This window comes from Jatrophihabitans lederbergiae, assembly GCF_031845305.1.
In the GTDB taxonomy this organism is placed as follows: domain Bacteria; phylum Actinomycetota; class Actinomycetes; order Mycobacteriales; family Jatrophihabitantaceae; genus Jatrophihabitans_A; species Jatrophihabitans_A lederbergiae.
Window position 1 is genome coordinate 1 of the sequence record NZ_JAVREH010000090.1, and the last position, 8,507, is coordinate 8,507.

Annotated in this window: 8 protein-coding genes and 1 pseudogene; 2 read left to right on the forward strand and 7 right to left on the reverse strand. The window is 66.2% G+C overall.

Features of this window, described 5'->3' with window-relative positions:
* Positions 1-114: 114 nt before the first annotated feature.
* The 3 genes from RM423_RS23530 to RM423_RS23540 form a co-directional block, all read right to left on the reverse strand.
* On the reverse strand, positions 115-567 hold the full coding sequence (locus RM423_RS23530; RefSeq protein ID WP_311425478.1) for a cytochrome P450: 453 nt from the start codon (positions 565-567) through the stop codon (positions 115-117).
* Entirely contained in the window at positions 564-1,382 is an 819-nt protein-coding gene (locus RM423_RS23535; protein WP_311425485.1) for an SDR family NAD(P)-dependent oxidoreductase, read from the reverse strand. The genes RM423_RS23530 and RM423_RS23535 overlap by 4 nt, the downstream gene beginning before the upstream one ends.
* A gap of 122 nt (positions 1,383-1,504) precedes the next feature.
* The gene (locus tag RM423_RS23540) at positions 1,505-2,365 is read right to left on the reverse strand and encodes an SAVED domain-containing protein (RefSeq protein WP_311425479.1); all 861 of its coding nucleotides are present in this window, start codon (positions 2,363-2,365) and stop codon (positions 1,505-1,507) included.
* A gap of 121 nt (positions 2,366-2,486) precedes the next feature.
* Here RM423_RS23540 and RM423_RS26100 point away from each other — a divergent pair.
* Positions 2,487-3,568 (forward strand): annotated as a pseudogene (locus tag RM423_RS26100) (IS110 family transposase).
* A gap of 353 nt (positions 3,569-3,921) precedes the next feature.
* Positions 3,922-4,813, forward strand: a protein-coding gene (locus RM423_RS23555; protein ID WP_396327845.1) for an IS5 family transposase whose coding sequence is annotated in 2 segments (ribosomal slippage) — positions 3,922-4,262 and positions 4,261-4,813 — 894 coding nt in all. Because the reading frame shifts where the segments join, the coding sequence is not laid out codon by codon here.
* A gap of 693 nt (positions 4,814-5,506) precedes the next feature.
* On the opposite strand, the gene RM423_RS26105 is transcribed toward RM423_RS23555, so the two are convergent.
* The 4 genes from RM423_RS26105 to RM423_RS23570 form a co-directional block, all read right to left on the reverse strand.
* Complete coding sequence (locus RM423_RS26105) at positions 5,507-5,605, reverse strand: hypothetical protein (protein ID WP_396327846.1); 99 nt, start codon at positions 5,603-5,605, stop codon at positions 5,507-5,509.
* A 352-nt stretch (positions 5,606-5,957) separates the two neighbouring features.
* The gene (locus tag RM423_RS23560; protein WP_311425482.1) at positions 5,958-7,049 is read right to left on the reverse strand and encodes a branched-chain amino acid aminotransferase; all 1,092 of its coding nucleotides are present in this window, start codon (positions 7,047-7,049) and stop codon (positions 5,958-5,960) included.
* An 11-nt stretch (positions 7,050-7,060) separates the two neighbouring features.
* A complete protein-coding gene (locus RM423_RS23565; protein ID WP_311425483.1) occupies positions 7,061-7,468 on the reverse strand; it encodes a nuclear transport factor 2 family protein in 408 nt (135 codons plus the stop codon).
* 20 nt (positions 7,469-7,488) lie between these two features.
* Positions 7,489-8,355, reverse strand: coding sequence for an alpha/beta fold hydrolase (locus RM423_RS23570; RefSeq protein WP_311425484.1), 867 nt, complete (start codon positions 8,353-8,355; stop codon positions 7,489-7,491).
* Positions 8,356-8,507 lie beyond the last annotated feature (152 nt).

Here is an 8,507-nt window from a genome sequence, read left to right on the forward strand (position 1 = left end):
TACAACTCGACAGCGTCGCGGCGAAACTCCTCGGAGTAGTTCTTCCTCGCCATGAGTGGATCATCTCGCTTCCACCCCACCGAAGCAGGGATTGAGCGTGTCCACTACTCGGGGTCAGGTCCCGTGCAGGCTTTCGGCCATCAGGTCCACCCTTTGGCCCGCTGCGGCAGCCACCTCCCACCGGTCGAGCATCGCGTTTGTAGCCTGCACGATGTTGGGTGCCAGCGCCTCGACTGCCTTGCGAAGGAACACCGGTTGCACGGTGCGACGGTGGGCACGCCATGCCGGGCCGTCCGTAGTGAGCAAACCCGAACCCATCACGGTCGCGAACTGCTCGTACAACGTGCCCCGGACGTAGTTGCTGTTGTTGTCGACCAATACCCGCTGCACAGCGGCTGGCTCTGTCACCAGGTGCATGGTGATCGGGCCCAGCCCGACTCGAGCGACCTGGCCGTAGTCGCGGTTCACTCCCAGCAGGAAGCCGGCGGTGTCCTTCTTCCAAGCAGGCAGGCTCCCCAGTACAGGGACTCCCTTGGGCCCTGGAGCGAGAGTTGGACCAGCGTTCATGACGAGACTCCCTTGATCGCAGTGGCGAGCGCGACGGCACGCGCCGCCGGCTGCGGCACCGGGAAACGCTTGCGCACGATCAACCGGTCGAACAGGCGATCCGACAAGACCCTGCGCAGCCCGAGAGTGGTGTGAGCCAGCAGGCCCACGGGATAGCGGGGTCGAGGCTTGTCACTGCTGATTACCTGCTCGATGACCCGCGCCACATCATCCGAGCCCACCGCCAGGCTGCCCGCCAGGGTCCGCCGCGTTCGGCCGTAGATGGCTCCGTAGTATTCGGCCGCCCGCGTGCCGAAGTCGCCGTAGGGTCCATCTTCGCCTCGTTGCAGCGACTTCACATAAGGAACTCCGAACTCCGTGAGCACTGGTCCTGGCTCCACCAAGACCACGCGGATACCGAAATTCTCGACCTCGAGTCGCAGGGCGTCACTCAACGCCTCGATGGCGTGCTTGGAGGCGTGGTAGTAACCGCCGCCCGGTACGGCGTAACGACCGAAGATGGAGGATAGGTTGACGATCGTGCCACTGCCCTGGCGCCGCATTCCCGGCAGTACCAACTGGATGAGCCGGGTCGGGCCGAAGACGTTGGTCTCGAATTGCTCGCGTATCTCCTCAGCGCATGCCTCTTCCACCGTGCCCGACAGCCCGTACCCGGCGTTGTTCACCAGGACGTCGACGGAGCCGCTCTCAGCCTCGATTCGCGCTACCGCGTGGCCCATCGAACTCTCGACGGTGACATCGACCTGCAGCGTGCGCAGACCTGCGTCGGCAAGCTCTGGAAGCCGCAGATCGAATGGGCACCACTCTTTGGGGATAGCGGTCGCCTTGGGTCGCTATGCCTCTGGGTTCGCGCCGTCCGCACCTAACTTGGTCCCGACGTGAGCACGCCGCAGGGCATTTAGTTCAACGAGATTTTGAACAGGCGAACCGAGCGGGCTCAAGACTTGATGGAGTATGCGAGCGCGTATTCAGTCTTGAGATCTTCGTACACATAAGTGGTCGCCACTCGGTTCCACCGGTGCCCCAACAGCAGCGCGAGGCCCGCCGGGCATGCCATGAATAGGTGAATGCGTGGGCTAGTCCGTGCTGCGCGGCGGGCGACGTCACGGATACCCACCGCTAGCGCGACAGCCTGCGCGGGGCTCGCAATAGCGTCGTCCTTGGCATGGCCGGACGGCACCGAGACGGTGATAACGTCCCCGACGGCTGTCTTCGTATCCCGGAGCCAGTCGATCACGTCCGGTGTGGCATTCGTGGCAATATCGACGACCATCGCGGTGTCGCCGCCTTGCCCGAGCGTAGTGATGTCCGTGCGCGGCGTTAGAACCTCAGCGTAGGGATGATCCGAGTTCCAGATCTGAGGTCCTTGCTTCCACGCGACGTCGACGCCTGTGACCTTGCGTAGCGCCGCGCCGACGGCGAATCCTGTCGCGAGCCGAATGCTGCCGGTGACGAGGACGGCGTCGACGCCGGCGAGGTGGTTCGGTAAGTCATCCAGATCCGCTGCGAGGTCGTCCCACGTCGCCGGCAATCTCGGGCGGCGGCGGGCGTAGGGTTCGTCCCCGTCGAAGCGGTCGACCCAGTCGAAGGCGTAGAGCGCCTGGTCGGCGACCGGGTCTGGCTTCAGGGTGGCGATGGACACTGTAGGCCACACTCGGCCGGCGCCGAAGCCAAGGTCACTGACGGCGCGGATGGTCTCAAGGTCAATGCGTCGCATGGTGTGGATGACGAGCTGTTCGATCCACGCTATAGCAGCCAGCAATGCGGGCGCGTCACTACGTAGACCAGTCGCGGCCATCAGGTGGGTGACGTTCTCCTCTAGACGGTATGAGGGTCGTGGCTGGGGCCCACCGCATGTGAACGTGGGTTGCTGGCGGGGTGGTCCTGCCGGTAGAGCCACAGATGTGGGGGCCCCAGTGGTGTTTCAGCGTACGAGTGTTGGTCTGGATGTGCATGCGCGGTCGGTTGCTGCGGCGGCGATCGATGGACAGACGGGTGAGATCACGCGGCGGAAGATAACGCCGGACCACGGCGAGATTTTGGCGTGGATCCTGTCGCTGGCTGGGCCGGCGCGGGTGGTCTACGAGGCTGGGCCGACCGGGTTCGGGCTGGCTCGTTTCCTGCTCGCGGCCGGGATCGAATGCCTGGTTGCGGCGCCGTCGAAGCTGCAGCGCCCGGCCGGTGACCGAGTCAAGACCGACGCGCGTGACGCGCTGCATCTGGCTCGATTGCTGCATCTGGGTGAGGTCACATCAGTCACGATCCCGAGCGTCGAACAGGAGGCTGCCCGGGACCTGGTCCGGCCCGTGAAGACGTCCGCGGTGATCTGATGTCGGCCCGGCACCGGGTCTCGAAACTGCTGCTGCGACAGGGAATCGTCTACTCCGGTGGCAAGGCCTGGACTGGCGTCCACGACACGTGGCTGCGCCAGCAACGCTTCGAGCTGCTGGGGTTGCAGATGGCCTATGACACTGCCTACGAGACGATGCTGGCTACCGTGGCTCGCCGGGATCGGCTCGACAAAGCGATCGCCGCGATGGCCGCTGACTCGCCGTTCACGCCGGTCGTGGACCGGCTGGGGTGTCTGCGTGGGGTGTCGACGCTGACGGCGTTCGGGCTCGCGGTGGAGATCGGCGACTGGCAGCGGTTGTCCGGGCGCAGCATCGGCGCTTACCTGGGCATGACCCCGACCGAATCCTCCTCCGGGCAGTCTCGCTCGCAGGGCGGGATCACCAAGACCGGCAACGGCCATGCCCGCCGGCTGCTGATCGAAGCGGCCTGGCACCACCGGCAGCCCTACCGTGCACCCGGTGTCGATCTACGTCGCCGCTGGGAGCACGCACCATCGGTGGCGGCCGCTCGAGGTCACGCCGGCAACCGGCGACTACACACCCGCTGGCAAGCCTTCATCGACCGGAAGAAAACTCCGGTGATCGCCAACGCCGCGATCGCCCGCGAGCTGGCCGGCTGGTGCTGGTCCCTGGCCGTCCTCGACGCCTGACCCCGGCCCACAGATGTCCGTCCGGCAACCCTGATGGTGACGGCAGCGTGAGGAGTAACCCGCGGCACGCCCTATGAGCAATCCTCTTTACTTGATAAGGGGATCACGCTCGATGTCTAGACCCGCGGCACGCTCCCGCCGAACAGCCCGTCCTGCGGTAACCAACCCGCGCATATCAGAGTGACCACGCGTCGACACCGACACGCCCGCCACCCCCAGACCCGGACGGTCCAGAAGCGGTCTCCCCGACGACGGCCGGGGAGACCGCTTCACCCTGCCTACTTGACAAACTCACCCACATATCAGGGCGTGTCTCCGGGATGTAGGCGGTCGGGGGCGAGATCTTGTTCGGTATGGCTGCTGTGGTGTTCTCAGATGAGGCGTGGGCGCGGATCGAGCCGTTGCTGCCGAGCTCGGAGGGGTTGCGCGGGGGGCGCTTTCGGGATCACCGTCTGGTGCTGGAGGCGATCGCGTGGCGGTTCCGGACCGGCTCGCCGTGGCGGGACCTGCCGGAGCGGTTCGGGCCGTGGCAGACGGTGTGGAAGCGGCACGACAGGTTCAGCGCTGACGGGACGTACGTGCGGCTGCTGCAGGCGGTGCAGGCGGACGCAGACGCGGCTGGGGACCTGGACTGGGTGGTGTCAGCGGACTCCACGATCGCCCGTGCGCATCAGCACAGCGCCGGGGCCCGGCCGCAGGCCTGTCAGGTCAGGGGGGGCTCGGTCGAACTACAAGGATCTGCGCCTGGAGCCGGTTGATCATGCGATCGGGCGGTCGCGGGGCGGCTTGACGAGCAAGGTTCATCTGGCGTGCGACGGCCGGGGACGGCCGCTGGCGATGCTGCTGAGCAGCGGGAACACCAACGACACCCAGCTGCTCGGGCCGTTGCTGGCGCAGATTCGGGTGCCTCGGCAGGGTCCTGGAAGACCACGGACCCGGCCCACCCGGCTGCTCGCGGACAAGGGCTACAGCTCCAGGACGAACCGTCGCATGCTCAGCGGTCGCGGCATCGCGGTGACGATCCCCGAGCGGGAGGACCAGAAGCACCACCGCACGGCTCGGGGCAGCGCCGGCGGCCGGCCCTACAGCTTCGACAACAGCGCCTACCGCGACCGCAACGTCGTCGAACGCTGCTTCGCCCAACTCAAGCAGTGGCGCGGCATCGCCAGCCGCTTCGACAAACTCGCCACCAACTACCTCGGCGGCGTCGTCCTAGCCAGCCTCGCCCTCTGGCTCAGGACATGATCCGGGAGACAGACCCTAGCACGGTAACGCCACTGCCTACCTTGCCAGAGCCGAAAGTGCTCGTGCTCGGTCGCGGTTCGTCGCCGAGCGCTAATGGGCGGGTCTGCTGGACGAGCCGCGGTCGGGCCGGCCGCGCGCCGTGTCCGATGAGCAGTTTCCCATCGAAGCAATCGTGGTGACCTGCAACTAGCTGTCCGTGCTGCCCGACAATGGCGCATGGGTCCGTCGCATCCCTGTCAGGGACGGTATGGCAATGGCTGACCCCGCCTCGGCGAACGCCGAGCGGGTTTAAGGTAACTCACCGCTACGTTTCGATGCTGAGTGGCAGCCCGCGAAAACAACGATAATCAGAGAAGTGAGCACCCACGGAACGTCTGATGCGCCGTCGTCGTTGATGCACTCGATTTCTTCACATCGACCCGTACCGGTGGGCTGTCGAGCAGTCCATCGCTTCTTCGGGAGGTTTCGCTGCAAGCGTGCGTCGAAGGATGGCCCACGGAAGACCGCTTGAGTGCAGTCAATTAGGTACATCCGCCGACCCCGCCACACGGTCAGCCCGGAGCGACTCGACGACTCATGCCACGAAGATCCGACACACTGGTTGCACAGTGCGGCCAGGTGCGGCGGACGGTGTCACCATCGGCGGCCACGAGCGAGTCGCACCGGGCCGACCGTCGTGGGCGAGGTCAATGTTCACCCCGTGCTGGCGGCCCGCGATGATCTCGTCGCGGGCCAGGCCGTTGCGACGTCGCGGGCGGTGTCCATCAGCTCCCGCCGGGACGTCCGGCCCACGACCCGAGCCGCGTCACTGGGACAGATCTCGGACTCGGGCTTCGGGGCCGCAGCAGGTGCGCATCACCGCGGCGAACCCATCAGCTCGGCCACCAGCTTCTTGCGAAGCGACTCCGGAATGACTGGATCGCTGGCCCGCCGACGCCGGCCGTCCACGACGATGTACCGCCGTCCGCCGTCCGCTCAGCACCTGAGGTCTCGCTCATACGGTCATTCTCCGCCGCCGACGTGATCAGCAGCGACGCCTCAGGTGAATGCCGACTGACACGGTCAACCCGGCGACATCTTCGGCGACCTGCGGCCTGCAACCGGCCGGAGTGGCGCGGGGATCGCCTGCGCCACTCCGGCTCGCCTACTGCTCGGTCGGCACGGGATGCAGCCAACCCTCGGTGTCCCGGGCGAGCCCATGGTGCAGATCCATCAAGGTCCGGCGGAGTGTCATCGTCACCGGTCCAGGCAGCCCGTCGCCGACCGTCCAATCGCCGCCCGCCGGGTCGCGGACCGTACCGACCGGCGTGACCACAGCGGCGGTGCCGCAGGCGAACACCTCGGAGATCGTCCCCTCGGCGCATTCCTGTCGCCATTGCTCCACCGAGATCCGTTCTTCCCGGGTTCGGTAGCCCAACCGCTCGGCCATGGTCAGCAACGCGTCCCGGGTAACCCCCGGCAGCAGTGAGCCGGTGAGCTGAGGCGTAACGACCTCGTTGCCGGTGCCGGTGCTGCGGACGAAGAACAGATTCATTCCGCCCATCTCTTCAACCCACCGCCGCTCGATCGCGTCGAGCCAGACCACCTGGTGGCAGCCAGCTTCCTGCGCCTGCCGCTGCGCCACGAAGGATGGCGCGTAGTTACCGGCGACCTTGACATTGCCGGTGCCTCCAGGAATTGCCCGGCAGTAGTCCCGGCTGATCAGTACCGACACCGTGTCCACCCGGTCTCCGAAGAATCCGCCGGCGACGAAAGCCATCAGCAGGAAGCGGTAGTTCTCCGATGGGCGCAACATCAAGGACTCATCGGTTGCGAACATGAGCGGTCGCAGATACAGGCTGTGCGCGGGATGGTCGGACAGCCACTCTTGGTCGGCGGCGACGAGTTGGTTTACCGCACTCATGAAAATGTCGGTGGGCAGCTCCGGCATGGCCAGTCGGCTGGTGGAGGTCTGAAACCGACGGGCGTGTTCGCGGGGCCGGAACACCACCATCGAGCCGTCGGCGCGCCGGTGCGCTTTTAAGCCTTCGAACGCGACCTGGCCGTAGTGCAGCCCGATCATTCCGGGGTGGATGGAGAGGTTCTGAAGCTGGCCGAACTCAGGCTGGTGCCAGCCTTCCGCAGGCGACCACAGCATGCTGAACATGTGGTCGGTGAAGATGTCCCCGTGCCCGGGATTCGTGACGGCGGCTCGGCGGGCAGGGCGGACCGAGCTGGTCTGCTCAACTGTGGTCATGGCGGGTTCCTTTAGACGAGAGGGGCGAAGAAGTAGGTGTCGCGCCGGGTAAACCGGCCGTCCGCACCGACGGTGAAGAAGTCGGAGAACCGCAGCTCGACCGAGCGCCCGTCACGCAGCACGCCGGTGAAGTTGCCCTGCACAGCGATGTGCGGGCTGTTCGCGAGGACCGTGCTGATCGAGTGTGTGCCCTCTCGAATCACCCGCTGGTCGCGGTAGAAGGCGGTCATCTCGGCGCTACCCACGATGGGCTGGTAGCCGGGGCGGTGATAGGTGGCATCCGGCGCAAACAGCGCGACCAGGCCGGGCACGTCGCCCTCGTCGACGAGCGCGTAGTAACGCAGCACCGCGGCGACGGCCGACGTCTGCGAGCCGCCTTCCACCTCGGGGGTAACGCTGGGGTCTGTCGTGATGGACAAGGTCGTTCTCCTTTCGGGGGTCAAGATCGGGTGGCTATTACGGGTTCGCGAGATGCAGACCGCAGCCGGTCTGCGATGACCGGAACGATCAGGGACAAGGCCGGCTGGTTGAGTAGGGCGCCGTGGGCCTGCGGGATCTCATGCACGGTCACCTCACCGGTCAGGTAGGGCTGCCAGTCGGCCGGCATCGGGTCGGTCGCCACCTTGCCCGCGGTGGCATGGAAGATTTCGACGTCAGCGTCGAGCAAGCTCGGGCGGTGCCGCAGCAGCATGGCCACATTGGCGGCGAACACGGCCGGCAACGCCCTGATCGCCACTGGGTCGAGCTCCGCTACCAGCCCGTTGCCCTCGCTGGCGATACGCTCGAAGTCCTCGGTCCGCAGGGCAGCGGCATCTGGACCGAGGTCATAGCCCAGCGCCAGCAGGAGCGCGGCCAGTACCTTCGGATCCTGTGGATCGACGTCCACGACACCCTCATCCAGTGGGTAGCCGTCGAGTATGGCCACCAGCCCTACCTGCTGGCCGTCGGCCAGGAGTTGCGCCGCCATGGCATGTACGACCACGCCGCCGAAGGACCAGCCCAGTAGGTGATAGGGCCCTTCCGACTGGACGGCGCGGATGCAAGCGACGTAGTCCGCTGCCATCGCTTCGATGTCGACCGGTATCCCGGCGGGGTCGCTGAGGCCCCGCGCCTGGATCCCGTACACCGGCTGGTCACCGTCCAGGTGCGACAGCAATCCCAGGTAACTCCATGCGAGACCCGTACCCGGATGCACGCAGAACATCGCCGGTTTGTCACCCGCCGCGCGGATCGGTAGGACAACTCCGAGCGGGTCGCCCGGATTGGACTGGGCCAGCCGGTCGAGAAGGGCAGCTGGCGTAGGCACGTCGAAGAGCGTCCGCAGATCGAGGGGGGACCTGACCCCGAGTAGTGGACACGCTCAATCCCTGCTTCGGTGGGGTGGAAGCGAGATGATCCACTCATGGCGAGGAAGAACTACTCCGAGGAGTTTCGCCGCGACGCTGTCGAGTTGTATCG

What these genes read in the sequence shown, in the direction of transcription:
- RM423_RS23560 (WP_311425482.1), bottom strand. Translation starts at nt 7,049, where the DNA reads ATGACCACAGTTGAGCAGACCAGCTCGGTCCGCCCTGCCCGCCGAGCC.
- RM423_RS23530 (WP_311425478.1), bottom strand. Translation starts at nt 567, where the DNA reads ATGAACGCTGGTCCAACTCTCGCTCCAGGGCCCAAGGGAGTCCCTGTA.
- RM423_RS23540 (WP_311425479.1), bottom strand. Translation starts at nt 2,365, where the DNA reads ATGGCCGCGACTGGTCTACGTAGTGACGCGCCCGCATTGCTGGCTGCT.